The 25228-nt window shown below is 56.8% G+C and carries 34 protein-coding genes and 1 other RNA gene; 22 read left to right on the top strand and 13 right to left on the bottom strand.

What is annotated here, in order from left to right; translation table 11 throughout:
* Positions 1-106 precede the first annotated feature (106 nt).
* From FHS27_RS05885 to FHS27_RS05820, 14 genes are all read left to right on the top strand, one after another.
* Positions 107-382, top strand: a complete 276-nt coding sequence (locus tag FHS27_RS05885; protein WP_145273592.1) for a hypothetical protein — start codon at positions 107-109, stop codon at positions 380-382.
* Positions 383-514: 132 nt separating this feature from the next.
* On the top strand, positions 515-676 hold the full coding sequence (locus tag FHS27_RS05880) for a hypothetical protein (RefSeq protein WP_184302969.1): 162 nt from the start codon (positions 515-517) through the stop codon (positions 674-676).
* Positions 677-715: 39 nt separating this feature from the next.
* The gene (locus FHS27_RS05875) at positions 716-940 is read left to right on the top strand and encodes a hypothetical protein (protein ID WP_184302967.1); all 225 of its coding nucleotides are present in this window, start codon (positions 716-718) and stop codon (positions 938-940) included.
* A gap of 46 nt (positions 941-986) precedes the next feature.
* On the top strand, positions 987-1265 hold the full coding sequence (locus FHS27_RS05870) for a hypothetical protein (RefSeq protein WP_149752566.1): 279 nt from the start codon (positions 987-989) through the stop codon (positions 1263-1265).
* 108 nt (positions 1266-1373) lie between these two features.
* Entirely contained in the window at positions 1374-1679 is a 306-nt protein-coding gene (locus FHS27_RS05865) for a hypothetical protein (protein WP_184302964.1), read from the top strand.
* 254 nt (positions 1680-1933) lie between these two features.
* Positions 1934-2212: a hypothetical protein gene (locus tag FHS27_RS05860; protein WP_184302961.1), complete on the top strand. Its 279-nt coding sequence runs from the start codon at positions 1934-1936 to the stop codon at positions 2210-2212.
* A 155-nt stretch (positions 2213-2367) separates the two neighbouring features.
* Positions 2368-2589 carry a hypothetical protein gene (locus FHS27_RS05855; RefSeq protein ID WP_184302958.1) on the top strand — a complete coding sequence of 74 codons (222 nt, stop codon included), beginning with the start codon at positions 2368-2370 and terminating at the stop codon, positions 2587-2589.
* Between the two features lie 162 nt (positions 2590-2751).
* Positions 2752-3006, top strand: coding sequence for a hypothetical protein (locus tag FHS27_RS05850; RefSeq protein ID WP_184302955.1), 255 nt, complete (start codon positions 2752-2754; stop codon positions 3004-3006).
* Positions 3007-3011: 5 nt separating this feature from the next.
* Positions 3012-3082: hammerhead ribozyme type II (locus FHS27_RS05845), an RNA gene on the top strand.
* A gap of 28 nt (positions 3083-3110) precedes the next feature.
* A complete protein-coding gene (locus FHS27_RS05840) occupies positions 3111-3590 on the top strand; it encodes a winged helix-turn-helix domain-containing protein (RefSeq protein WP_184302952.1) in 480 nt (159 codons plus the stop codon).
* 15 nt (positions 3591-3605) lie between these two features.
* Positions 3606-3836: a hypothetical protein gene (locus tag FHS27_RS05835; RefSeq protein ID WP_184302949.1), complete on the top strand. Its 231-nt coding sequence runs from the start codon at positions 3606-3608 to the stop codon at positions 3834-3836.
* Between the two features lie 250 nt (positions 3837-4086).
* A complete protein-coding gene (locus tag FHS27_RS05830; RefSeq protein ID WP_184302946.1) occupies positions 4087-4326 on the top strand; it encodes a hypothetical protein in 240 nt (79 codons plus the stop codon).
* Between the two features lie 10 nt (positions 4327-4336).
* Entirely contained in the window at positions 4337-4564 is a 228-nt protein-coding gene (locus FHS27_RS05825) for a DUF4314 domain-containing protein (protein WP_184302943.1), read from the top strand.
* Between the two features lie 3 nt (positions 4565-4567).
* On the top strand, positions 4568-4888 hold the full coding sequence (locus FHS27_RS05820; protein ID WP_184302940.1) for a hypothetical protein: 321 nt from the start codon (positions 4568-4570) through the stop codon (positions 4886-4888).
* Between the two features lie 9 nt (positions 4889-4897).
* Here the strand turns inward: FHS27_RS05820 and FHS27_RS05815 are convergent, their stop codons facing one another.
* From FHS27_RS05815 to FHS27_RS05765, 11 genes are all read right to left on the bottom strand, one after another.
* Positions 4898-6208, bottom strand: a complete 1311-nt coding sequence (locus tag FHS27_RS05815) for a DNA modification methylase (protein WP_184302937.1) — start codon at positions 6206-6208, stop codon at positions 4898-4900.
* Between the two features lie 95 nt (positions 6209-6303).
* On the bottom strand, positions 6304-7110 hold the full coding sequence (locus FHS27_RS05810) for an AAA family ATPase (protein WP_184302934.1): 807 nt from the start codon (positions 7108-7110) through the stop codon (positions 6304-6306).
* Positions 7111-7258: 148 nt separating this feature from the next.
* On the bottom strand, positions 7259-7537 hold the full coding sequence (locus FHS27_RS05805; RefSeq protein WP_184302930.1) for a hypothetical protein: 279 nt from the start codon (positions 7535-7537) through the stop codon (positions 7259-7261).
* A 294-nt stretch (positions 7538-7831) separates the two neighbouring features.
* Complete coding sequence (locus tag FHS27_RS05800) at positions 7832-10036, bottom strand: bifunctional DNA primase/polymerase (protein ID WP_184302927.1); 2205 nt, start codon at positions 10034-10036, stop codon at positions 7832-7834.
* Positions 10037-10090: 54 nt separating this feature from the next.
* Positions 10091-10537, bottom strand: a complete 447-nt coding sequence (locus FHS27_RS05795) for a hypothetical protein (protein ID WP_221224899.1) — start codon at positions 10535-10537, stop codon at positions 10091-10093.
* A 27-nt stretch (positions 10538-10564) separates the two neighbouring features.
* Positions 10565-12226, bottom strand: coding sequence for a DEAD/DEAH box helicase (locus tag FHS27_RS05790; RefSeq protein ID WP_184302921.1), 1662 nt, complete (start codon positions 12224-12226; stop codon positions 10565-10567).
* Positions 12223-12744, bottom strand: a complete 522-nt coding sequence (locus FHS27_RS05785) for a RusA family crossover junction endodeoxyribonuclease (protein ID WP_184302918.1) — start codon at positions 12742-12744, stop codon at positions 12223-12225. The genes FHS27_RS05790 and FHS27_RS05785 overlap by 4 nt, the downstream gene beginning before the upstream one ends.
* Positions 12745-12841: 97 nt before the next feature.
* Positions 12842-13300 (bottom strand): DUF669 domain-containing protein, encoded by a 459-nt coding sequence (locus FHS27_RS05780; RefSeq protein ID WP_184302916.1) that lies wholly within the window; start codon positions 13298-13300, stop codon positions 12842-12844.
* 52 nt (positions 13301-13352) lie between these two features.
* A complete protein-coding gene (locus tag FHS27_RS05775) occupies positions 13353-14111 on the bottom strand; it encodes an ATP-binding protein (RefSeq protein ID WP_184302914.1) in 759 nt (252 codons plus the stop codon).
* Positions 14112-14147: 36 nt separating this feature from the next.
* Complete coding sequence (locus tag FHS27_RS05770) at positions 14148-14387, bottom strand: hypothetical protein (protein ID WP_184302911.1); 240 nt, start codon at positions 14385-14387, stop codon at positions 14148-14150.
* 109 nt (positions 14388-14496) lie between these two features.
* Positions 14497-15108 carry a sigma-70 region 4 domain-containing protein gene (locus FHS27_RS05765; protein WP_184302908.1) on the bottom strand — a complete coding sequence of 204 codons (612 nt, stop codon included), beginning with the start codon at positions 15106-15108 and terminating at the stop codon, positions 14497-14499.
* Positions 15109-15420: 312 nt separating this feature from the next.
* On the opposite strand from FHS27_RS05765, the gene FHS27_RS05760 reads away from it, so the two are divergent.
* The 4 genes from FHS27_RS05760 to FHS27_RS05745 all read left to right on the top strand — a co-directional run bounded on the left by FHS27_RS05760 (position 15421) and on the right by FHS27_RS05745 (position 18901).
* Positions 15421-15945 carry a hypothetical protein gene (locus FHS27_RS05760; RefSeq protein WP_184302905.1) on the top strand — a complete coding sequence of 175 codons (525 nt, stop codon included), beginning with the start codon at positions 15421-15423 and terminating at the stop codon, positions 15943-15945.
* 208 nt (positions 15946-16153) lie between these two features.
* Positions 16154-16807, top strand: a complete 654-nt coding sequence (gene lexA, locus FHS27_RS05755) for a transcriptional repressor LexA (protein ID WP_184302901.1) — start codon at positions 16154-16156, stop codon at positions 16805-16807.
* 5 nt (positions 16808-16812) lie between these two features.
* Complete coding sequence (locus tag FHS27_RS05750; protein ID WP_184302898.1) at positions 16813-18006, top strand: hypothetical protein; 1194 nt, start codon at positions 16813-16815, stop codon at positions 18004-18006.
* Positions 17963-18901 carry a hypothetical protein gene (locus FHS27_RS05745; protein WP_184302896.1) on the top strand — a complete coding sequence of 313 codons (939 nt, stop codon included), beginning with the start codon at positions 17963-17965 and terminating at the stop codon, positions 18899-18901. The genes FHS27_RS05750 and FHS27_RS05745 overlap by 44 nt, the downstream gene beginning before the upstream one ends.
* A 61-nt stretch (positions 18902-18962) precedes the next feature.
* On the opposite strand, the gene FHS27_RS05740 is transcribed toward FHS27_RS05745, so the two are convergent.
* Entirely contained in the window at positions 18963-19139 is a 177-nt protein-coding gene (locus tag FHS27_RS05740) for a hypothetical protein (protein WP_184302893.1), read from the bottom strand.
* A 97-nt stretch (positions 19140-19236) separates the two neighbouring features.
* On the opposite strand from FHS27_RS05740, the gene FHS27_RS05735 reads away from it, so the two are divergent.
* Genes FHS27_RS05735 through FHS27_RS05720 form a run of 4 tightly spaced genes read left to right on the top strand, consistent with a single transcriptional unit; the run spans position 19237 to position 21923 of the window.
* Complete coding sequence (locus tag FHS27_RS05735; RefSeq protein WP_184302890.1) at positions 19237-19737, top strand: DUF2924 domain-containing protein; 501 nt, start codon at positions 19237-19239, stop codon at positions 19735-19737.
* Entirely contained in the window at positions 19734-21314 is a 1581-nt protein-coding gene (locus tag FHS27_RS05730) for a recombinase family protein (RefSeq protein ID WP_184302888.1), read from the top strand. Before FHS27_RS05735 ends, FHS27_RS05730 begins: the two co-directional genes overlap by 4 nt.
* Positions 21311-21712 (top strand): hypothetical protein, encoded by a 402-nt coding sequence (locus FHS27_RS05725; RefSeq protein WP_184302886.1) that lies wholly within the window; start codon positions 21311-21313, stop codon positions 21710-21712. The genes FHS27_RS05730 and FHS27_RS05725 overlap by 4 nt, the downstream gene beginning before the upstream one ends.
* Positions 21713-21740: 28 nt before the next feature.
* Positions 21741-21923: a hypothetical protein gene (locus FHS27_RS05720; RefSeq protein WP_184302884.1), complete on the top strand. Its 183-nt coding sequence runs from the start codon at positions 21741-21743 to the stop codon at positions 21921-21923.
* Positions 21924-22110: 187 nt separating this feature from the next.
* On the opposite strand, the gene FHS27_RS05715 is transcribed toward FHS27_RS05720, so the two are convergent.
* Positions 22111-25227: a sacsin N-terminal ATP-binding-like domain-containing protein gene (locus tag FHS27_RS05715; protein WP_184302882.1), complete on the bottom strand. Its 3117-nt coding sequence runs from the start codon at positions 25225-25227 to the stop codon at positions 22111-22113.
* Position 25228: the final 1 nt, after the last annotated feature.

The following is a 25228-nucleotide window of genomic DNA, read 5'->3' as shown; positions in this document are numbered from 1 at the left end:
AAACCCTGCGAATTACTGCCGGGATCGGCTTGCTGCGTCTCGAAACGCATGGCTCATGTGTGTCATCGAAAGACGGTTTTTCATTCACCCAAACGGAGAGACAAACATGACGGTTTCCGAACTGATGACGCTTTTGGAAGAGTACCGCGAAACGCATGGCGACGACTGCGAAGTGCGGTTGATGACGCAGCAAAACTGGCCCTTTGAAAACCGCATCGCCGGTTTGACCAGCGGCGCGGAGATGAACGAAGCGAGCGAAGAAGACGCTAGCGAATTCTTCGACGACCAAGACGTAGCCGACGACGCGATGGTCTACATCGTCGAAGGCGGCCAGATCTGCTACGGCAGCAAACGGGCTTGGGAAACCTGCCGAGATTGCTAGCCGCGGCCGGTGAAAAGAAGTTCGGAAAACATCTCGAATGTTTTCCGAACTTCGCTTGCTGGGATCGAAACCGCATGGCTCATGTGTGTCAACGCAAGACGGTTTTTCATTCCCGCAAACGGAGACGACGCGATGACGCAACGCAAAGCCCACGAGATCAAACCCGGCGACCGAATTAACGGTGTCGAAGTTTTCGATACCGCTCGACCAACCTTCGGCGGCTTCTACATCCCGATGGTTGACGGGACACGAATCGAAGTCGCCACGCTGGACACAACGATCGCCACCGTCTGAACGAAACCAATCCTCCCCTTCCAGCACGGAAACCCAAACATGCCCAACGCCAACATCCGCCAACGCATCGAAGCCGAATACATCGCCGCCCACGCTCGGGCGTTGACGCTTCTCGAAGACTTGCACCAACGCATTGAAGACACGCCGGCACCGACCGACGACGGGCCGGCGATCGGCTGGGACGACGTTGGATCGCTCAAACATCTTTGCGAACAACTGCAAGATTTGAAGAACCATTTCTCGCCGGATGACGCGGGAAACTAACCCCAAAACCATTTCACTTTTCCTGAACCTAAACAAGGAACCAAACATGCCGCACTACACCGAACAAGACAAGAAGGACGCACGCACGCTGCTCGCCACTATGGAAAAACTCGACAGCCGCGTTCGCCGGCGAATGACCCGAGGAATCTTTTCGGCTTACGAAACGATGACCGACCTGCGCGACGCGATGGACATTGCGATCCGGAAAACGAAGGGTGACGAACGCAGGATTTTGATCGCCGAACTCGACCGAGTCGAAAAGGCGATGCGAGAACTGACCAGCGGAATTTTGCCGGTCATCGTGCCGCCCGACGAAATGAATTGAAAACCCGCGGAATCCTGTCGGACTTCGCTTGATGTCGTTTCGGTTTCAGGGCTCATGTGTGTTTCCGAAACGATTCTTCTTTCAACCCAACAAACCGGAGACGCCACCATGGCAAACGCGACCGAGACAAAAACCAAGACACCCGAAACCACCATCCGCGCCGAACTGGCGAAACTCGAATGGATGATTCCCGACGCCAAACGCGACCTCGCCAAAGCCGCCGAACGATTGGCCGCCCGCGGGATCGCGGCGGTCAAGGAATGCCACGCGATGATCGCGGACGAACCGTGTTCGATGGGCTGGACCGAGTTCGCCGAACAAGACGCCCGCCACGCTAGCGAAGCGAAAGCGAAACTCACGGCATTGTTTGAACACCGCCAATTGCTGCAGTACTTGATCGACGAAAACGACTGACCGCCGGCGAACTTGCCGCTCCGCCACACGCCGCGACGTTCGCCCAACGCCGCGGCGTTTTCTTGTTCGGGCATGGTTCGCCGGCGAGTTGCAACGACGCGACACGTCGCGTTTGTCGGCCACATCGGCGACATCAAAAAACATTCAAAAACCCTGCGAATTGCTGCCGAACTTCGCTTGAGCTGTTCAATAACCCATGGCTCATGTGTGTCACCGAAACGGTTTTTCATTCCTTTCCAAACGGAGACACACCCATGCGAACCGCAACCCAAATCAACGGCCGCCGCCCTCGCCCCAACCGCCTCGAAGTTCTGCAAAAGCGCTACGCGGCGCGGCAACGCCAAGCGGCGGATTGCTGCTTGAAGGCGGCGACGCTCGAAATGCTTTCGGAATTGACCGACTACGTCGACAACTTTGACCCCGAAGGTATCTACGCTCCCGAAGACGGCCAGCACGTCTACCCGGCTCTGCAACGTTTCTACGACGGGCTGATGGAGTTGAACGCGACGCTTCACGACGACATCGGCCGGTAGCCGACCGCGGCGAAGGCCGGCGGTCGCGGTCATTTGAAAAACTTCTTGAATGATTGCCGACCGCCGGCAGATTCCGCTTGATGCGTTCGCAAACGCATGGCTCATGTGTGTCACCGCAACGGTTCTTTCCAACCCTTCCAAACGGAGACACACCCATGGCAACCGTCACCCAAAACCGACCTTCGACCGCCGACGTTTTGTACGCCCAAACGTCGGCGTTGCTTTTGATCGAACAACTACGCGACGCGGTCGCCAACATGCCGCTGGCCGAAGCGGTTTCGCGACGCGGGCTGGTCGAAACGTTTGGTGAACTGGACGACCTGCACGACGAAGTCGACGGACTGTTGGCGAACTTCCAAAAGAATTTCAAAGACTGAATTCGCCCGTGTGTCGGGAGTTATCGCAGCTTTCCAGAAACATGGGAAAAGGCTGCGAAAAGCTGCCCGAACTCGCTTGAGGTGTTTTCAAAGTCATGGCTCATGTGTGTTAACGCCGAACGGCAAAACGCTTTTTCAAAACCCTTTCCGAGAGACCAAAACATGGCTTTGAACGAAACCCAAAAGACCGCGATCGCCAACCTTCGCACCGAGATGCAAAAGCTGGACCCGGACGCATACCAACGTATCCGCGAAGACTTCTACCGAATCGCGGACAACCTCAAACCGCTCGCCGACGCCCTTGAAATGGCCGACGCCGACCTGGGGGCGAAGGCCGGCCCGCTTTTGGACGAGCACTACATCTTTGCCCAAATGTACGACCTGCTTCGCAAGAGCAACCTGGGCGGGGTCGTTTGAACCAAAGCCGAAACTCCGGCACGGACGCCGGCGTCGCGGCGGGTTGGTGCCCGCCGCCTGACGATGGCAGCCAACCACGAACGATTCCAAACGGAGAGACGAAGATGAAAAAGGCAGACGTAAAGATCGGCGGCGAGTACTTCGCGAAAGTCACCAACAAAAAAGTCACGGTCCGGATCGACGCGGAGAATGCATCCGGCGGTTGGGACGCGACCAATTTGGCGACCAATAAAAAGGTCCGCATCAAAACCGCCGCCCGACTTCAAGGGCCGGCCCGCGTGGCGACGCAGGCGACCGGTGAACCCAAACGGGTGTTGAAGAAGAAAGCGAAGACGGAAACGGCAGCCGGCGGCCAGAAAAAGCTTTCGTGCGTCAAAGCGGCTTTGCAGGTTTTGGAAACCGCCGGCGAACCGATGAACTCGCAAGAGATGATCACCGCCATGGTGGAACAAAACCTCTGGGAAAGCCCCGGCGGGAAGACGCCGCACGCGACTTTGTACTCGGCCATTTTGCGCGACCTCAAACGCGGCGACGAAAGCCGGTTTGTCAAAACCGAACGCGGCCGGTTCACGGTGCGGGTTTGAAGGGGAGGCGACGCTATGAAAACGATTGGTGACATACGCGAGGTCGAGGATTTGGTTGACGGCGAGACCGCCAAGCCGGAATCCGACATGGGTTACGAACTGCGGACGATCGCCGGCCGGTTTGAACGCGGGACCGTGGTCGGGATCACCCGCCGCGGCAACCGCATCCTTGCCACAACAACCAACGGACACGAGTTCGCGGTAACCGGACCGAACGCTCACGTCTTGGTTCCACTTTCCTTCTAGCCGGCGAACGCTTCGCCACACTCGCCCGACGTTGGCCACGGTCGGGCGTTTTCTCGTTGTGCGGCAAACCATGCGGCGCACCGGAGTCGGCCGACACGCGGCCTTTGTTGCGGTCGTTCGCCGGCAATGAAAAACATTCAACATTCCTAGGAACGTCCGCCGGACTTCGCTTGCTGCCGGCGAAAAGTCATGGCTCTCTGTGCTCACCGAAACGGTTTTCACGAATTTCTTCCCCACACGGAACAACACGATGAAGAACGCCAACGTTCAAACCCTCGCCCCGCGGCCGATCGAGCCAGCCGCTGCTTACGACAACGCTCACCAAATTTCACGCGACTTGCTGCAGCACGTTGAATTGCAACTCGATCGCATGTTGAAGCCCGACAACAAGGCTCTGCGTTGGACGCACGTTCGGGCTTTGAATTTGATCAATGCCCAGCTTTCCGAAGTGGCCGCCCTGGTCGACGAAACCAACAACGCTCGCAACTAAGGACGTGACCATGCAAACCAAACTGAAGGCGGGCGACCGCGTCCGCCTGGTTTCGATGACCGACGACCCCGACCCGATTCCCGTCGGCACCACCGGAACGGTGGCCGGCGTTTATCCGCATGGCGATTGGACGCAAGTCGATGTTGATTGGGACACCGGCCGGTCATTGATGCTTTCCATTCCACCGGATGTCGTCGCAACGATCGACACGCCGACAACTCTACCCCACGGAGATTGATCCATGTCCACAAGAGCCATCCTCGCCATCCGGTTGCCGGACGAAACCATCCTCGCAACTTACCTGCACTTCGACGGCTACCCTGACCACGTGATGCCGATTCTGACAACCGGCTACGTCGATCCCGACGAAGCCCTCGAACTGATCCAAGCTGGCGAGATCCGATCGCTTTCGCCGCGACCGGCGTTGCCGGAGTACTTTGAAACCAGCCGGCAAACCAACGAACTGAAATCCGCTGCGGAACTGCCGGCGTTGGCTCGATATCTGAACGCCGAGCATGTTTACCTGATGAACGAAAAGGGTTGGACGCACCAAGAAGTTTGACGCGACCGCTCATCGCATGTTCTCCTCGCGTGCACCGACGGGAATCGGTGACTCGCCGGTTCGTTCGAGAACCGCTTTCTTGCCGGTGAAGCGTTGGAAGCGGTCGACGATCACGTCGCAGTACGGCGGATCGAGTTCCATCAAGAACGCTTTGCGCCCGGTTTGTTCGGCTCCGATCAAGGTCGAACCGCTACCGCCGAACAGGTCGAGTACGTTCTCGCCGCGGCGGGACGAATACTGCATCGCCAAGACCGCAAGTTCGGCGGGCTTGCCGGTGAGGTGTTCGAGTTTCTGCGGCGCGATCTTCTTGACGTGCCAAAGGTCGGTGGCGTTGTTCGGCCCGAAGTATTTATGAGCCGCACCCTCCTTCCATCCATAGAACGCCCATTCGTGCGCCCCCATAAAATCTTTTCGCGTCATCACAGGATGTTGTTTGTCCCAAATGATCGCTTGCGAAAAATACAAACCGGCCGCGGCGAGTACCGGCGGATAGTTCGCAATGTTTGAGAACCCACCCCAAATGTAAAACGACCGGCCGGGTTCGAGCACACGGGTGATGTTGCTGAACCAGGCTTTGAGCAGCCGGTCGAACTCTTCGTCGGAAACAAAGTCGTTTTCCAAAGGCCGGTCCTTGGCCCGCATCTTCTTCGGGCCATCTTTCGTCTTGCCCTTGCCGGCCTCGAACGAACTGTTGCCGGCCGCGATCGCGTTCTTGCTGCGGGGTTCGACCTTCACGTTGTACGGCGGATCTGTATTGCAAAGCTGAATCTTCGCGCCGGCCAATAGTCGATCGAGATCTTCGACGCTGGTCGAGTCACCACACATCAAACGGTGCTCGCCGAGGATCCAGATGTCGCCACGCTGGGTGATCGCTTCGTCGGGAGGCTCAGGCACGTCGTCGGGATCGGTCAAACCCTGGTCGACGCCGGGGTCGAGCAACTTGGCTAGTTCATCGCTGTCGAATCCGAGCAACTCACAATCGAACCCACTGTCTTGCAGGGCTCCGATTTCCAGTGGCAGCAGTTCAAAATCCCACTCCGCGTTCTCGCCGGTGCGATTGTCGGCGATCCGGTAGGCCCGCACCGCTTCGGGTTCCATGTCCGTCGCGACGTGGACCGGGACTTCGACGAGGTTCAAAACCTTGGCGGCTTTGAATCGCGTGTGGCCGACGATGATGACGCCGGCGGTGTCGACGACGATCGGTTGGCGAAAGCCGAATTCGTTGATGCTTTGCACAACGTCGGCAACCGCGTCGTCGTTGATGCGAGGATTGTTTTCGTAAGGCTTGATCCGATCAAGCGTCCACATTTCGACCTGCATGGCAGAGTCCTTTTCCAAAGGGGAAGAAGCGGAAAAGGGTCGGTCGTTGGGCGGTTGGTTAGATGTTTGGGTGGGTTGGCTGGCTGGCTTGCTATCTAGATCTGATCCATCCAGTCGTCGCCGACGTGGTCGGGAATGCGTCGTTCTGTGATGGAATTGATCCGAACGGTTTCTCCGTCGCCCCAAACGAGGATCGGCGTTGGAACGCGGACGGCCGCGGCGATAATCGTTTGAGTGGTTTCACTCGCGGCTGATTCAAGTCGATCGAAAAACGAAGTTGGTTTCGCTGAAATCGCCAGGGGTTTGTCTAGCAAGTTTGGCGTTTGAGTTTGAATCGCCTTGATTGCTGGGGTGTCGAAACAGACTGTTTGGTTGTTTTCGTGCAGAGCGATGGGGCTGGGTGGGTACCAAGTGCCATCGAGGATTGCCCAGCGATCGGCGACGGGGGCATAGTGTTTCGCGAAGTTGAAGATGCCTTGGTCGAACCGCCGGCGGATGACCGGTTCGGGGATGTTGTGACCGCCTTGGCGAACTCGGTTGGCGACGCGATCGACGGCGAAGTCAGCGGTCGGTAACCACACGAAGACGATTTCGATTTGATAGCCGTACTCGTGCTTGAGCCTTGCCAACCGCTGGGCATGTCCGCGGCCGGCGAGCGTTGTTTCAAGAGCGAAGGTTTTGCGTCCGCGAGTGAGTTCCTCAATTCGCCCGAGCATCAAGCGGCCGGCCGGAATCGCTTGTGAGTCTGGATTGAATGGCGACAAGCCGGCGGCAATTAAGTCTGCGTTAAGGAATTCCCGGCAACCGGCAAACGCATGCAAGTAGCTCATCGCAAAGGTTGTCTTGCCGGCACCGTTCGGGCCGGCGATGACATGGACGGTAGGTTGGGCAGATTTATTCAAAGCGTTCCGGTCCTTTTGCACGCGATTTTACGATGGCGAGGGCAAACAACCAACGCGACATGTTTCATTCGGACAAGCGAAACAAACTGTGCCTAATACCGCCGCTGTTCCCGCGGCCCTGACCAGAGAACGCCCTGGCCGGGAGTACCTACGCGTCGCCGGCGTGGCCGCACACGGCGGCGTCGGTCGCGTCCTCGCGGGCTGCCGCATCGAAGGCGGCGTTGGCTTCGGCGTCGCCTTTCGATGCGAACTCGCCGCACCAGTCGTGGTCATTGACGATGGGGAAGTGACCGTCGGCGATGAACGTTTCAGAGGTGACGCCAACCATCGCGGGCGGACGGCGACGGCACTCGCCTCGATCAGTCAAGCGACCTTGGTGGTTGAACGTCGGCTCGAAATATCGGCACTCGTCGCATCGGATTTGCATCGGCAGCTCCGTCGGGTTGGGAAAAGAAGTCTGTCACCGGAAATCTGTCGCCACACCCCCTCGTGCGCACAAACGCGTATCGCGGGGGCATGGGCGTGACACGGGGACAGATAAAGAAAGAGAGAGAGTTTTTTTTGTTATTTAGGGACTTTTCGCCCGAAAAGATCTGTCACCAATCCGTCACTTTCGGGGGTGACAGATTGGGACGGTTCTCGGTTTGAAAGCCGTTTTGGTCAGCAAGAATCGCCGGAACCGTCACGCCGCGGTGACGAATTGGGACAGATTGGTGACGGATTAATCGACCGTGATCTGATAGCCCTTACCGGGCTTGGTCTTCGATTCGATCCAGACGGGCTTGATCTGCTCTTGTTGAACGAGCGTATCAACGACCTGGTCAAATTCGTTCGATTTCATTTTCATTGCTCGCATGATCTGGCGACGACTGATCACGCCGGAGCTTTCGTCTTGAAGACGTTTCATGAACTTCAAGCACTCTTTGTGAAACGGGTTCTCAGCAACGTGGACGGACGCGAGATAAAGTTGCCGACGAGTTTGATGCAGTGAGAACTCGCTGGCCCAACGAACGGCATCGAGCGTGATCTGGGGTTGGAGATGGTTTTCGCTGACCGCATAGATCAAAGCGAGCTTCTTGGCGTGTTCGCATGTGCGACTCCAGGCGGCACGAGCCACTTCGTCGCCGGCATCATCGGCTTTGTCGTATTCGACCTCGGTTTGCAGACGCAGATCCGTGATGGCAGTTTCGGCTCCGGTCGTCAGTGGCACGCGCAGCGGTTTCGGGTGAACGGCCATGAAGTTGCCGCCGCCGGGATGGAAGTCGGCCCACCATTTCGCGGTTTCGAGGATCTCATCGGGCAGGTCACGAGCCGATCCCGGCGTTTGGCCTTTGCCACGCTTGCCGACGTCGATGATGTTCAGACGGGCGAAGAAGCCGTTGGTGAGCATTCGCTGTGAAAGCGATTCATAAAAGTACTTTGGCGTTGCGGTGCCGAACAACGTTAGGTGCGGTTGGTCGACGTAGCCGCCTTCCTTCTGGTTGGCTTTCACTCGCAGCGGATAGAAGTCGCCGGCGGAGGTGTAGAGCGTTAACAAAATGTTCGGGATGGATTCGCGGCTGCTGTCGCGGTCGAGGTTGATCTGTCGCAGCACACCGTCCATCTCGTCGTTTTGAAACAGCATCTTGCTGCTGCGGGCGAGTGCGTCTTGAATGCCCTCGCCGGACGCGAACTTGTCACCGAGCGATTGCGATTCGCCGATTTGAAATAGGATCTGTGAATTGACTTTGCGGGGAAATTCCTTGCCAGTGCCGCTGCCGGCGAGCGCGAGCAGATAGATGTTGGTTCGTAGATCACCGGTCGTCGCGACTTTGCGGCCCGCCAGGTACGACTGCAACGCCATCGCCCCGCAGAACGCCAACGCGACGTTGGGGTACGGTGCATTGGCGAGCGTGAACTTCATCACATTGCTAACGAAGCCCGGCACGTTGAACAGATGTTCGGGCAGGTGGCCGGGATCGGGACAGTCGGCGAGCTTGGGTTCCGTGGCTTTGGTGGCAACGGTCTTTGGTGCGACCATGAAGCCGCTGAGGTCGACCGTTTCGCCGACCGATTCGTTCGGTCCCTCATCGCGAAGCCATCCGAACGGGCGGTCGTGTGACTTGGTTGCGGCTTGGTTGATCTTGTGTTGCAGTTCGCGATCGGACCACGGGGGCGTGCATAGCGGGTTGTATTCGGTTTGCAGGATCGTCAACGCTCGATCGGGCTCGATACCGAATCCGTGCACCAGAGCGGTCGCCGCGGCGAAGGTTTGCGAGTGACCGCTGCTGCCGGAGATCGCCGGCGGCATGGAGTTGAGGTACGCAATCGCTCGGGGTTCGATGTCGCGGTGGCGTAAGCTTCCAGCTTGCGATGGTTTCGGTTCTGGTCTTGGCTCAGGCTTCGCAAGCTGCAAGCTCACGCCACGTTTGACAATCACAGCGTCTGCGAGAGCTTTCACGCACGCGGCCAGCATGGGGGCGGGAACGGTTGCTGGTTCGGCATCGAGAACATCGTACGGTTCACCTTCGGGATGAATGCTTGGACCGACGACGGTTTGCGTTCCGGTGGATCGCAATTCGACGATCATCGAACCGTCGCTGGGGTCTTGGTGCTTTTCGGTGTTCGCGCCTGTGGCGATGTACCAACGATGCGATCGCAATGCCGACGGCCGGCCGGTGATCGACGGCGTTGGAGGCAGATAGCTGTCGGCCAATTCGATTGCTTCGGAACAATCGAGGTCGACGTCGACGAGCCAACCGGATGGTTCGCCAAGGATAATGCCGATGTTGCTGTTCTCGGGAATCGCCCTGGGTTGCAAACGCAGGTTTGTCCAATCACGACGCGACGGCGACTTCGACCGTGGGCGCAGCGGAACACAGAACCAGCCGCGCTGGCGATAGATCGCGACTTGCGATCGGACGTCGGCTTGATCGGTGGGAGCCATCGCCAGCTACAAAACAGAGAAGGAAACAAGAACACAAACAACGCCGGCGACTGGTTAGAACTCGTCGACCAACTTGGGCACCTCGCTGAGACGCCGTTTTGCGAGCCTGTATTGCTCGGCGGCCTCGGCGGCGTCGCGTGTGTTTGTCCTCATGTTCTCGAAGCACGCATCCAAAGCCATCGAAACTTCAAACACCCACTCGTCCCAGAACTCGCGATCGTTTTCGGATAGAAAGTTTCGCAACTTCGCCAACGGATGGTTCGGTAGCAATTTTGATTCTTCGTGATAGAAACACAGATCGCAGCCTTCGCCGCTGGCCGTCGGTTCGTTGAGGTAAAGATCGTACTTCGCGGCGGTGAAGTCACTGTCGTCGAGCAGTTCTTTGTCTTGATCGAGTGCCACCTCTGCGGTGATGCTGCGAATGCGGCAAGCGATCGGATTGTCGACAACGAGTTCAACGCCATCGAGCGGTCCGTCGTTGAGTTGAATGGTGTGTTCCAATGGAAATCCTTGATTGGAGGGCATGAGTTAGAACGGGGCTTCTTCGAGGGCTTCGTGCGGCAGTTCGCCAAGCGTTTGTTTGATGATGCGGTCGTACTTCTGACCGGCGATGGATCGAACCGTGATGGACTCCGGCGCAGCCAGTAGTCCGGCCGCGGCGAGGTCCATTGCCTCGTCTGCGTCGCTTGGACACGGATCAAGACAACGATCTCGCCACCACGCTTCGGCTTTGCGTCTTGCATAGCCCGAATGCTCAATGCAGATGAACTCGCTTTGAAAGTGATCCAGGCCGATCATGTAATCGACTCGCAGGCATCGCGGCGCGTCATCGTCGGCGTCACGTTTGCGGTGGATGCGATAGCTCACATCGTGAACGTCATAGTCCGTGTCTGTAACTTCACCGGAAAGCACACCGGCCTCGCTGGCTTTGGCGTCGTGGGCTTCGCGGTCCGGTGGCGGGAACGGGTGACCGCACTCGGGGCAGCTCGCGTATCCGCAAGCGACCAGGGCGTGACACTTCTCGCACTCCTTCGCTGGCGGTTCTTGGCCAGGGCGAGCGGCTTTGTCCTTGGGTTTGATTTGGTCGATTGGTCCGTGGCGTTCGATGTTGCCACCGAAGTCGAGGACCAAGCAGTTCTGTTTGTCGGGATGCAGACGGAAACCGCGGCCGACGCATTGGTAGAGCAAGCCCGGCGACATGGTCGGACGCAGCATCACGACGCAATCGACTCGCGGCGCGTCGAAGCCAGTCGTCAGCACGTTGACGTTACAAAGGAATCGCAGCGGCTCGTCGGCCAGCAATGATGTCGGTGCGTCGCCACGGAAACGAGCGAGCAACTCGTCACGTTCGCCCGCCGGTGTTTGTCCGGTCACGAAGCCGCATTCGATGTCGTGATTGTCTCGCAACGCTTCGACGACTTGACGCCCGTGTGCCACCGACGACGCAAAGATCAACACGGCCCGGCGATCAGACGTCAGTTCAACGATCTCGGCACACGCGGCGGACACGAGGGCGTCATCGCCGGCCAGTTGTTCAACATCCGCCGTCACGAATTCGCCAGCACGAACGCGAAGATCGCCAAAGTCTGCTCGGTTGACACCAGCTTTGGAAACTAGCGGACACAAGTAACCGTCACGAATCAGTTCCTTGATGCCGATCTCGTAACAGATGCTGTTCAAAAAGTGGTCCGGCGAACAGATCATGCCGGAATCGAGACGAAACGGCGTCGCGGTCAAACCGATGACTCGTACGTTCGGGTTGATGACTTTGCAATCGGCAAGGAACTGCCGATACATGCCATCGCCCTTCTTTGAGATCAGGTGGGCTTCGTCGACGACGATCAAGTCGAACGGATCGAGATCACATGCTCGCTTGTAAACGCTCTGGATCCCGGCGACCAACACGGGATTGTTGGTGTCACGCTTTTTCAGTCCAGCAGAATACAAACCGACGTTGATGTCGGGACACAGCCGACGAACCTTGTCGGCGTTTTGTTCCAGCAATTCTTTGACGTGAGCCAAGATCAGAACGCGGCCGTTCCATTGGTTCACGGCGTCCGACGCAATCTTTGCGAGCACGAGACTCTTGCCGGCACCCGTTGGTAAAACGGCAACAGGATTGTCGTCGCGGTTGCGAAGGTGATCGTAGACCGCATCGACGGCGGCTTGTTGGTAACCGCGGAGTTTCATCTCAATGGCTCCCCGTTGTGTCGCTTTTCCCCTCGCACGATCGGCATCGCGTTGGGAAGTGTGTTGTTGATGAAGGTGCAGTCGGGACAAATGCGGTTGGCTGGTCCCTTTGCGGCAAAGACGAAGTTGCAACGTAGGCACGTGCGCGCTTCTGAGATGTCGATCGACTCGGGCAGCGTTTGTAGGTAAACGTATACCCGCCCCTCTTTCGGGAACGGAGCGTGCTTTTCGATCGACAAACGCACGATTTGGCTGTCGTCGTGGAACGCACCGCCGGCTTGCAGCGAATCCAACATCGCTTTGAGCACGTTGTCGACGTCGCGTTTGCGTCGGTCTGGTGGTTCCAAGGTGATGTCGACGACCAGATCGCCATCGAGCGGTTTGACGTTCTTTCGATGTAGGTACATGCCCACTGCCGTGCGATACTCTCGCCCCTGCTTGCTGACCAACACGCGCGAGCCGACGTGCCGCCAGTAGCGATTGACCGAAGGGGGATAAGGCAGTTTCAGTTTTTGCATGGTGCAACATCAAAGAAGTGTTTGAATAAAAAACGCCCGGCCGGCATTCCGTGCCGGCCGAGCGTCAGGCTTGGAAGCGATCCAAAAGAGGCCGCGGCTATCGCTTCCAAGGGGCGTCCGTGCCACTGATCTGTGAGGCCGGCTTCGGTTCGGCCGTCGCGCCGACCTTGGCATAGCCCTTCACTTCGTTTTGCAATTCGCCGGTGTCATTTCGACGTTTCAACTTCACCGTCAGCAGGCACGGCAAGTTGTGCAGGTCCGTCGAATCCGAGGGCACCAAGACGCCGACGGATCGGCAGATCGCGGACAACTCCCGCCGGGCGATGTCCACCGCGGTCGCGTTGGGGTTGTCGAGGTTGAGTCGCACCCAGAGCAGACGGTTCGCGTACTCGCCCTCCACGATCTGAAAAACAAGCTGCAAGTAATTTCCCGTGCCGGCTTTCGTCGGCTTCATTTCGCTGTCGGTGATCACCGCGACGTACTTGCCGTCGGGGATCGGTTCCATGTCGTTGGATGGTTCGACGGTGTTGGCATCAAAGCCTTGAAGGTTGGCCATGGTTGGTTCCTTGGTTGGATGGAAAGGGAAAGTTCAGTGAATCAGGAATGGTTCAGTTGGCGGTCATCGCACCGACAAACGCCGGCCAAGAGAGCGGCAATTCTTCGGCGATGCCGTAACGGTTCTTCGCCACGCAGGTCGGCGATCCGTAAGCACGCACCACACGTTCGCCGCCTTCCTTGCCGATGGCGTGAGCGATGGTGCGTTTGCGGTTGAACCCGCCGTCCTCGGTTTGCGTTCGCATCTTTCGCGTCGCAAACAAGACCGCGTCGCACCACTCTTTGATGAGAGCCGCGGCGTGTTTGTGCAGCCGCGGCGAATAGCGGTCATAGGGCGAAGATTCCGGATCCTCGAAACGCTCGACCTTGGAATGGGCGATCAACACGATCACCATCCCGCGAGATCGAAGCGTCCCGAGCAGATCCAGCACGTCACGCCACAGAGAGAGGGCGTGCATGTAACCGCGTGCGTACCCGCCATCGACCTTCTCGATCGACTCGACGGCATACTGCTGACAGAGCTTGTCCCAGACAAGACGCTCGAGCCAATCGAGCGAGTCGATCACGACGGTTTCGTAATCGTGTTTCTCATTGGCGAGCGTCTTCAACGCTGCAATGACATCATCAAACGTCGTCGCCAGCGGAAAGCGGTCACAGTCGATCTCATCCAGCCCATCTTCGGTTTGAATGAAGATCGGCTTCGGTGCTTCACTGCCAAACGTAGACTTGCCGATGCCCTCGACCCCGTAGAGCAAGACACGGGGCGGCTTCGATTGGCGGCCGGACTGGATCGTTTCAAGTAGGTTGGTCATTGGTTCGATAGTTCCTTGATTGAGTAAGTGGTTGATTTAGAGCGACGCGATCGGTTCGACATCGAAATTGCCGTCGCGATCGCTGGTCACGAGGTAATGCTTCCAGTCGACTTGGACGACAAACCGTTGCTGGCTGCCGAGTCGTTTGCGGAGCGACTTGCAGGCTCCGGTGAATTCACGCGACGCCTCGTTGAAGCGGTCGGCCGATCGCAGGTAGCGACCAACGGCAAGCGAAAGGGCGACGCGGCGTTCGATGTCGAGGGAAATGTCGGGCATGGGATCCGGCGGCGAGAGGTCTGAAAGCGTGACGCCGAAGAAGTGATCCCCGGCTACTTGTAGACCTACCGGAACAAACCTCGAAATGACGAAGCCCGGCCAAAGAAATTCACGACGTGTACTCGTGAAGGCCCGCTTCCTCGAAGATTTTGACAATCTTGGCTCGCCAAAAATTCAGCGTCGTTCGCGGCACTCCCATCAGCCTCGCGATGTCGGCAATCGAATGATCGCCGAGCAAACGCACGAACTCTTGTTGCTGCGGCGTTAACCGGGAAAGCACCACAGCCAGATCGTGCTTCAAGTTCGAGTAATCGTTTTGATCAAGTCGGCGAGTTTCCAAACGCCGGTCCTGTTCGTGTTCGCCAATCGTCTGAGCCATCTCGACAGCACCAATGTCGCTGTCAACGATCGTCTGGCTCAACGACACCGGCGTCTCGGTCCGTCGCATCGACGCTTGACGATGTTCAACGAGCGTCGCGACGTAACGATCGACGATCATCACGATGAACGGGTTGCGATGGCCGACCTCGTCGCTGTGCCGGGTCATCGCGTCGGCGAGTCGGCCGAGGAAGTCTTGCGTCAAATCGTCTTCGGTGTCGCCGGCGAACTCGGGCCGGCGGAGCAGTTGTCCAACGCGGCGGCTGACGACCTTTCGGGTGAATGGATCCTTCGTCAACGAGGGTGTGATGGGAGTGGTCTTGGGTTCGGAAATGCTGGGCACGAGCGGACTCCGTCGGCTGGCGAGTGTTTTGAAAAGGCCGCATCACGGCAGCGGCCACACCCTCCGGCGAAGTTGCACGAAATCGCACTTTGCAATTTGCGAATTGCCGTTTCACCAAGCAAAACACGGTCTTTTCGCATCCAGATTTCTGTTGTTGCAGTTGCACGAAATCGCACCAACTGCAACGCGGCCCACCCGCTCGTGGGGACGCTGGCGAAAAAACTTTTCGGGCCTTGGACCAAACGTGTCACGACTCCTCGTCATTCTGGCGGACTCTGTTTTCAACTTTCGTATCTACCTTGGAGCCAAACGATGCCTCTCGCCCTCTTTGATCCCGACAACCCTGAAGCACTCGGAAAATACGGTTACGAACTCTTCGGCGAGACTGTTGAGGAACGCCTTGAGAAGAAGATGCTCGGACAGTTGGTTCGACTGCTGCTCAACCCCGAACTTGACCGCTGCGATATCACGGACGAGATCCTCGCCGACCAAGAAATGATTCAATTCTTGTGCGGCTATCGAAAGATCATCGTCGACCAAGTAATACCGCCGGGCTCGAGTTGGGATGCGATCAAAGAATGCCTCGGCGAGTTCGGGTACTACGCTGTCGTCTCACAAGAGCGTCGCGAAACCTTCGTCATGCCGTATCTGGTGGGCTGCCTCCTCGACGAGAACCGCAAGCCATGGTTTCAATCGTCGCCCTTTGAATTCGTGCCTGCGATCGAAGGTATTCAAACGACCAACCTCGGCACCAAGCCGGCGTTCGATGCCCGCTTCGCAAACGATCCTCGGCCCGCTCGAACCGACGACATTCCGTTGCTGTGTGAATTGACCTAGCACCGAATGTCTCGCCCCGCCCCGATGTCCACCTCATCTATCAGCGCGAATTCAAGAATGGATTTCCTTGCCAGCCAACGACTTGCGGGTTTGCTAGCAAATTTCGCCTAGACGGAACAATCGGCAGGACTAGATTTGCTGTAGCACGAAACGAAGTATATCAGCGCTAATTCGAGCCACAGGAATTCACCGCAATGGAAGCCGCATCATGAAGCCCACCAAACCCGGACGAGGACGACCACGCCAAACCGAAATCACCGAAGGTCAATCGCGAGCACTCGACGAACTGTCCGCCGCGATCGACCGCAACGGCATCGCCCCGACGATGACCGAACTCGGTGAACAGCTTGGCATCACCGCCGCCAGTGCCCACCAATTGATCCTGCAACTCGAACGCAAAGGCTACGTCCGCCGGCAACCACGAAAGGCTCGCAGCCTTCGTGTGATCCGCCGGCCGAGCCAGTCGATCGGATCCATGAAGTCGGTGCCGTTGATCGGTGTGGTCAAAGCCGGGCCGGCGATGTTGGCAGAGGAAAACCGTCTGGGTGAAGTGATGGTGGCGTCGGGTTTGGTCGGCCGCGGACAATGCTTTGCACTGGAGATCAGTGGCGACAGCATGAAGGACGCCGACATGCGAAACGGTGACGTCGTGATCGTTCGCCGGCAACTGATCGCTGAAAACGGTGAGATCATTGTCGCGATGATTGATGACGAGGCCACCGTGAAGCGGCTGGAAACGGACGACGGCGTGGTCCGGTTGATGCCCGAAAATCGAAAGTACAAACCGATCGAAGTTCAGCCTGATAGTGACTTTCGTGTGCTTGGAAAAGTCATTGGTGTTTCTCGAAAGTCTGAAAGTTAATTGCTATGCCTCAACCCGCTCCGATCTCCACGATGCTCCGCGTCGTCCCCAACTCGCTGCTGCGACCGTGGTTCAAAGGCCACGTCCCCGGTCACGCCGATGTTCCCTGGGACGCATTGGGCGAACGTGAAATCAGTCCGCTGCTGAATTGCCTGACCGATTTGTTGCCCAGTGAACGCAAAGACGTCGAAGTCGATTTACAAAACATTCGATCGTTCGCTTGCGAAGCCGGCATGGCCGCGATCAACGACACTGCTCGATTGTTCGACGTGCAAGACCTGATGTCACGCGTTCCCGAAGAACTCGACCTGAATGGTCGAGCGATGTGGATTCGCTTGAACGAACCAGAGATCTTCGCCGCGTCGTCCACGTTCTTGAAACTTGAAACGTGCAACTATTGGCGACGCCGCAACGACGTCCCGGCCAACCTGAAATTCGCCGGCAACGTCGAAGAACACCTGGCGATCGCGATCGGCAATCTGCTGCGAGATGACGGTCGCGGGCAAAACGTGACAGTCGAACGAGTCACGCGAGGCGAGATGGAATACTTCATCGCGAATCCCGATGACTACGTTCGCTGTGAAAACACTCACGATGACAGCGGCAATTTGAAGACGATCGCGATTCGGCCGACGGTGCAAATCATCATGGCCTACGATCGCGCGGTCGGCTCGATCGAACTCAGCACGGCGCTGCAGCAACCACGTAAGGAACGCATCGAACAGATTTTTTCCGAGGTCGCGTTGGGCTGGAAACTCGGGCCGTTCGATCCGAATCAAGCGTACCTACTCGATCACTTGAAAGACCCCACCCGAACTCTCGCCACCGACCCGGCCGACAACATCCGCGCCCGCATCGAAACGATCTCAATGCTCAACCCGGTGACCAACCGGCCATTGTTCACCGGTATCGACAGAGGCAATCCCGAGGACACGATCCACCGGGCGATCAGTGAAGAATTGGTGGCATCGAACCAGCAACTTTGGGAACTCCGCGTGAAAACGGTCGAGATCCGATTCGACTTTCCGGCCACCAAGTTCGCCAGTGCCGGGCATCGCAAGATTCGCATCTCACCACGGACATGCAATCTGCGAAGCCTGACGCCGGACCGCGCCGAGATCGTTCAGAAACACCTCAAACTTTGGGAGATCGACGGTGCAGCGAACGACCAATCCGGTCTGGCGTCGCTGGGAGCTTGACCCGCCGGTCTTCACGGTCGACGAAGTCAATCGCGTTCACAAAGCGCAACTCGGTCCGTTCCAACGACTCGGGTTGCTACGCCAAACGACGCCGGCGGTCACTCGCGAATGCTCCGGCTGCGCGGTCGACCATGAAGTGATCTATCGCAACGATGTCCATGGCAATCGCCACGGCTTCATCGTTTGCGAAACCTGCGGCATTCAAAAGTTGCACCCGGATCAACTCGATCAAGTGATCTTTGACACCGCGCGGACGCTAACACACCTGTTCGCGGATGTACGAATCTCCGTGCAACCAATCGTAACCGAACGACTCTGGCAAATCGGCCGCCGAGCGTTCCATGGAACCAGTCGCGAGTTGATCCTCATTCGGAGCAGCGTTGGCAAACACGACGACACGATCCGCGATCATCTCGCCACTCGCCCCAAAGCGATCGTATTCACACCGACGCGAATGGTCGCGAGCTACTGGACTGAACAACTTTCAAACACTGTCAGCTCCATCGAAGAAGTCGCAGCCATAACCAACGAAGCATTCACTCTCGAGTGGGACGCGGTCGACGACGTAATCCTCGATTTCCAACTCACCGAATCACCATCCAAACCTAAACGATCCAGCCGAGCCACCAAGATTGAAGCTCTCCGCAAAGAACTCAAACAACACCTCGCCTCTGCGTACGAACACGCGATGCGAACCAGCGAAGAGTCCGGCTATCCCGAACTTCTACCGCGTCCCACGCAAAGCCAACTCGCCCGAGCCACCAACATGACACCCTCGGACGTCAGTCGCTGCCTCAAAGACAAACAAGCCGATGAACTCCGTCTGCTCTGGTCCACCGCCATCAACATCGAAGCCATCCTGCGACTCCGCCGCGGTCACCCAATGATGAAATAATCTTGGCCGCATTCGTCACTTCGGCATCTCTTCCGGTAGGTCTACAAGTAGCGACGGTGCGTTAACTCCGTTGCCCACTTTCGACCTGTCCCGAACGGAGTACCGGATGCCGCACGATGACGACGCAAATGTAGACACTAACCTTGGCGAGGTTGCCGAGATCCTGGCCAATGGGGTTGCCCGATGGTTGGCCGCCCGTGACAAACCGGCCGAAAAAGACTCGCCGAATCGTTCTCATGTCGGCTTGAGCTCACCCGAAAACGATCGCTCTCTGTGACCGGTGGTAAACACCGCCGAGATTTTCAACGCCCCATTTCTCCATCACAGAGAACCCCATGAGTTTGAACATCACCCGCGAGGTCGCCGACATGAAACGGTTGACGACCGGCGAACTGAAAGACAAATACGAAAACGTTTGCGGCTGCCCACCGCGCAGCCACAACCGCGATTGGTTGGTCAAAAAGATCATCTGGCGAATGCAAGCGATCGAGGAGGGCGGACTGCCCGAACGAGCACGCCGGCGTGCCCTCGAAATGGCCGACGATGCCGATCTTCGCAAGCGACCACCACGGTCATTCACCCAACAAGTCGAATCCGCCGACGACACCACGGTCGCGCCGGATCCAGGACGTGACAGACGTTTGCCGCCGGCTGGCACGGTGTTAGTGAGGATTTACAAGCGCCAAACGATCACCGTCACCGTCAACCAGGACGACTTCAACTTCAACGGCAAACGCTACGAAACGCTTTCCGCGATCGCCAACGAGGTCACCGGTTCACACGTCAACGGATTCGCATTCTTCAAACTCAACCCGAAGAAAGGAGGCACCAAATGATCGCTCCCAGCAAAGAACCGACGACCATCCGCTGTGCCATCTACACTCGCAAGTCGACCAGCGAAGGCCTCGAACAAGAATTCAATTCACTCGACGCTCAGCGCGAAGCCGGTTCGGCGTACATCGCCAGCCAACGCAACGAAGGTTGGGTCGAAGTCGAGACGCGATACGATGACGGCGGGTTCTCCGGCGGCAACATCGACCGTCCCGCGTTGACTCGTTTGATGGACGACATCAAGGCCGGCAAGATCGACTGTGTGATCGTCTACAAAGTCGACCGGCTCAGCCGCTCATTGATGGACTTCGCCCTGATCATGAAAACGTTCGACGACCTCCATGTCTCGTTCGTTTCGGTGACACAGCAATTCAACACGACGTCCAGCATGGGCCGGTTGACTCTAAACATCCTCTTTTCATTCGCCCAGTTTGAACGCGAGATCATCAGCGAACGGACTCGCGACAAGATGGCCGCGGCTCGTCGCAAAGGCAAATACCTCGGCGGGCGACCGATCCTCGGCTACGACCTTGACCGCGAAAACAAGAAGCTGGTCGTCAATGAATCCGAAGCCGAACGGGTCCGCCAAATCTTCGAGCTTTATCTGGAGAGCGAAGGCCTGATCGGAACCATCGAAGGCATGCGTGTTCGCGGGTGGCGAACCAAGTTGTGGATCACAAAGTCGGGCAAGTCGATCGGCGGCGGCCCGATCTATAAGAACACGCTGCACACGTTGCTGACCAACCGAATGTACCTCGGCAAGGTCACCTACCACGACGAGGTCCACGAAGGCGAACACGAAGCGATCGTCGACGAAGAACTTTTCCAAGCGGTCCAGAAGAAACTACGATCCAACCGCATCAACATCGGTGATCGCGTCCACGGGCGAACTCAGGGCGTGTTGACCGGACTGATTCGCTGCGTCGCTTGTGATTCCGCCATGACACACACGACCAGCGGCGGCAGCGGGAACGGCAAGCGATACCGCTACTACGTTTGCAGCAAAGCGAACCGTGGCGGTCATAAAACATGCCCCCGCCCGTCGCTGCCGGCCGACCAAGTCGAACAGTTCATTGTCGGCCAACTGCAATCGCTCACGATCGACAAAGACCTTCTCGAGAAAACCTGTTTGAAAGTTCGCAAGACGGTTCGGAACAAAGGCGAACGACTCGAAAACGAACTCACCGCGCTCACGCTGACGTTGCAAAACACCGAACGAGCGATCGAAGCCTACGCCACGCCGACCGGCGACGACAAACGCGAACCCAAACGGCTCGACACGCTGGCGTCGCTCAACGAGCAAGTTGCCCGTGACCTCCGCCGCCGCACCGAACTGCAACAAGAACTCAACAACATCCACACGGCGGCCCCCGATCGTCACACGATCATGTCGGCGATCAAGGATTTGCAATCGCTCTGGGAACACCTCACCAACGGCGAACGCGGACGTCTAATCAGCAAGCTGATCGAACGCATCGACCACGACGCTTCCGACAGCACCTTCGCCATCACGCTCAGCCCCACGGGACTGAAATCATTCAGTGCCGAACACAAGTCACAGCAACAAGAGGAAAGCCGATGAGCGACATCAAAAACCAATACGACTTCGTTATCGCTCCGCAAGGTCGAAAACGCGTCACTTCAAAACGTCCCCGCCGACAACCTGCACCACCGCGAATCCCACACATCGCCAAACTGATGGCGCTCGCTATTCGACTGGACGACTTGCTCGAAACCGGCCAACTCAAAGACCAAGCCGAAATCGCCCGCACCGCCGGCATCACCCGCGCCCGAGTCACGCAAATCCTCAACCTCTCCACCCTCGCCCCCGACATCCAACAAGCACTCCTCGACCTCCAGCCCACCACCGACATCAAGCCGAAATTCCGAGAACGAGAACTCCGCCAAATCGCCATCGAACCCAACTGGACCAAACAACGCACCGCATGGAAACGCTTGGTCGCCGGCAAAGCTATCTAGCAAGGTCCAAAGCCGGAGAAACAGAATCATGCCACTGAACGCCGTCGGCCAACTCCGGCGATGCGGCGAATTCCAAATGCAAGATACGGCGTTGCCGACTCGTTCCCTCGACCGACGAACCGCTCGAGTGGCTGATCAACCGACGCATCACCAGCGTGTCGCTGGCCTTGGCGTGAACATCAACGGTCGCCGCCAAGCCGTCGCTTGTTGACGAAACGTGCTAACCGAGGATCACACGCAGCGGTCCGTTTTCATCTGTGACCTCGTCAAACTGAATTCGTAGCGTCAGCATTTTCCTCAGCACATCATCACAGGCGATCGCCATCTATCGCAGGCCGACGTGCCATCTATACGGCCTTGAGCAACTCGCCAAAGCAATTGCCGGCGGTTGAGCGTTCTTATTGGTCTTCGCTGGTTTCGGATTGACCGGTCGATTTGATAACAGCTTGAAGATCTTTCCGATGAGTCTCGGTGAAGTAGACATGAAGCGACTTGCCAGCGAGTACGATCGGTAAACGGTCACCGTCGAGAGTTGCGAACTGCTCAGCAATGGCGTCCTTTGAATCGTTCGCTAGCTGAACCATCGCAGCATGATTCGGGCAGAGAGCCAAATAGTTTTGGAAGAAGAGTTTTTCCGTTTTAGGAACTAGCTGAACCGTCTCGAAGTAGGGTTCACCATTGGCCAAAGAAAACGGAACACCGGCCTGGCAAATCTGGCAGAACATGACGCCATCAGCGTTCGTATACTGCTCTCGAAGGTACGGTTTGATTTCCTTCTTCACACTCGCAATAACGGTCGAAACCGATCTCGAACGAACTTCCTTCTCTTCCTCAGGTGCGTCCAGTGCGAGTTGACCAACCTTGTCGCTGCGTCGCTCGGGATTCGCGGACGAACGCTCAGGCAAATCGACACTCATACGCGAACGGTACTCGGATTTAAACAATTGCCGAGCTTCGGCGTCTAAGGCAGCAAACCACTTAGCATCTTCAAGGGATTGGTCGTCGTCGAAACCAAGCTCAGCTGCAAACTCCTTTTTCTTCTTGTACTCTTCCGTTCGTTTAGTGACATTCTCGCCGAATTTTATCGCAGCAAGCCATTTCCAGCCTGGCGCGTATTCGAAGTCTTCTGGCAACAATCGAAAATCAGCTTCGGCCGGTCGTACAAATTCGTCTCCCTGCGGCAACCACTTCGCATCTCGCAGGGTCACAACCAACTGCGAAACATCTTCACGTAGTTGCTGCGTTTGATTGCTCCGATAAATTGCTCGCGTCCATTTGATGTCAGTCTGTCTTGCAAGCGTTGACCAAATAAGTCTCGCCAATGGCACCGATGGATTCTTTAACGCATTCACCAGACCGTGGATTTGATAGTCCTTGTCAATCTTGTGGCGACTCGGGTTGCCGGGAGCTTGATGGACGAGATAGCCTACGTTCGGGTTTCGATCACAGCTTACCTGGCAGACCTGCAGACGTGACAATGCCCCCACAGCCTCGGCAAACTCGCAAATGAACTCTCGATGGCTGCGGACTTCCGCGTACCGTGGTGACAAAGCATGACGCCCTTCGCCTGTGTCGAATGCGTTGTAAAATGCCGACAAACCAGTCGAAACAAAAGGCTCATCGAGGTAGATATCAGATGGGGACGAGCGCTTGCCGTGTTCGTCAAGCAATATCAGACGCTTGACAAACAATTTGACGGCATTGGGATCGGAGTGAATCAGTTGCAAAAATCGGTTTAGATCCTTCACATGATCGTCAAATGCGATTTCGTTTTTCCCTACATAAGTGCTATTCAGAATCGCTTCGACTTGCTCTCTCTCTCCCACTTCGCGAACACCGGCAGCTTCCAGAAACTTCTTTGCTGCATCCTGGTCTGATTTACTTTTCCCGCCTTCGTAAACTTGCGAATCGACACGCGGAAACCGATCATCAATTGCCATTCCGTTTCTGCTGAAGAACGATCGGTCTGGCCTTGCAAACGACTGATCTGTGAGCCGCACGATCTGAATTGACTTGAAACGATCCAGCCCGCCGTTCTCTCCCAATTCCCGATGCAGCATTGCGTACAACCGTTGGAGCCAAGTGGCATCCTTGGAGGCGAACCAAGCGTCAAATTCTTCGTTTGGCTCCGATATTTTGTACCTGTAGGTCCGCTGATCCCAGTACTCATCGTCTCCCTTTCTGCGTTCAAGAAGGCTCACGAAACGGTCGACGTCCCATCGCTTAATTTCCAAGCTGCCAAGAAAGCGGTCAGCATTGCTGTTTCGTTGCGGGGCAGCGACAGCCCAATCGAATGCAGTGTCATCTTCCAATACTTGACGGAGATCTTCACTTGGCAGCAAATCCTTCAGGGCTGCCTTTGCCTGAAACAATTGCGTTGCGGGCAAGTGTTTCTTCGATTGCGTGGGCGTAAGTGGACTTGAGTTCATCGCCCCGATGATCGCATCTCGAATTGGTTGGTACTTGGCGGGAACACCGTCCTGCGAATGTGGAAGCACATTCAAAAATTCAACTGTTAGTAAACCGAGACCGCGAATCTGCTCCAGAACATCTGGCATCATTCCCGCCAGTTGCTGGAATAGTGGGTCATTCGCTGGAGTATCTTTAATACTCGCGCGGCTTAATTCGGGAACGAAGGGTGCGTGAACATGGAATCGGAGACCCGAGACTTCCTTTTCAGCCGGAAAGTAGACGGACACCCGCGCAGGGGCACCCGGAACAACGCGGAAGACATCCGAGATTGGGTCCGACTCTTGAAGAGGTTTTTCACTGTCTTTCGCCTCCAGCGGAAACGCAACAGACACGTTCTGTGAAGGCAAGCCATCAACAGATTTCTTGAAACGCAGGAACGAAGAACTCGCGAGTACCTTTCCGCCAACCTTCTTTTGTACTTCGATCAAATGTGGCGGCCGGTCGATGCGTTTTAACCCGCCTTCAGCGCCACCGACAATCTCCCACCTCACGCGATGAATGTGGCTTAAGAAGATCAGTAGTTCTTCGGAAAGCGACTGTAAGCCCTCCGCAATTTCGTCGAAAGCAGCCTCCGCTGATTTCTTGGGGTTGTTGAACGGGAAGTCGAACACCGTTGCGTTGTCTTTCGCGGTGCGCGGTTTGATTTCTGTCGGAAGAACGAGATCGCAGATCTTAAAATTATGCGTCGGTGACCAGATCGACGGAGTTTCAGAATAGGCAAACACTGCTTTGAAACCGACGCCGAAACGTCCGATTTTGTCCTCATCGTCTCTTTTCGTTCCTTTACCAATATTGGTGATTCCCCATACATCGTCGTCAGTAAATGGTCTACCATCGTGAGCAAAAACCAGCCGATTCTTCTCCAGTCGAAATTGCACAATGCCCGCCCCCGTGTCCTCGGCATTCTGCAGCAGTTCATACAGAAAGTGAGCCTTGTCGGGGTAGAGTTCTTCAACGAACTGCCGGAGCCCCGAGTATTCCTCGTCGACTAAGACATCAGCTAGCTTTTGTCGTTTCGCTCGAACCTGTTCGATAAAACTCATT

Origin of the sequence: Aporhodopirellula rubra (genome assembly GCF_014192335.1) — a bacterium.
Classification (GTDB): Bacteria; Planctomycetota; Planctomycetia; order Pirellulales; family Pirellulaceae; genus Rhodopirellula; species Rhodopirellula rubra.
Note: the sequence above shows the minus strand (reverse complement) of the source record. Positions and strands in the feature narration are given on the sequence as shown.